The sequence below is a fragment of the Streptomyces sp. A012304 genome (genome assembly GCF_026008495.1).
Lineage (GTDB): Bacteria > Actinomycetota > Actinomycetes > Streptomycetales > Streptomycetaceae > Streptomyces.
The window spans coordinates 1-401 of sequence record NZ_BQUN01000135.1; the positions used below are offsets into that span (position 1 = coordinate 1).

Annotated in this window: 1 protein-coding gene; it reads right to left on the reverse strand. The window is 70.3% G+C overall.

The annotated features are described in order from the left end of the window. On the reverse strand, positions 1-401 hold a 401-nt coding region (locus ALMP_RS33535; RefSeq protein WP_264935308.1), incomplete at both ends, for an acyltransferase domain-containing protein.

A 401-nucleotide genomic window follows, 5' to 3' on the forward strand; every position in this document is an offset into this window, starting at 1 on the left:
CACACCGCCCCTTCCAGCGCCGCCGCCACCTCCGCCTCACTCGCCTGCACCGCGACCATCGCACCGCCCGCAGGCAGTGCCTGCATCAGCCGGCCCCGCGCCGCCACCACCGCGGCGGCATCCTCCAACGACCACACCCCCGCCACATGCGCGGCCACCAGCTCACCGATCGAATGCCCCAGCAAGAACTCCGGCCGCACACCCAACGACTCCACCAGCCGGAACAGCGCCACCTCCACCGCGAACAGCCCGGCCTGCGTGAACACCGTCTCGTCCAGCAACCCCTCGGTGCCCTCCGCACCGAACACCACATCACGCACCGAACACGCCACATGACCGGTCAACTGCCGGTCCAGCTCGAACACCGCCGCCTCGAAAGCCTCCCCGAACACCGGGAACAC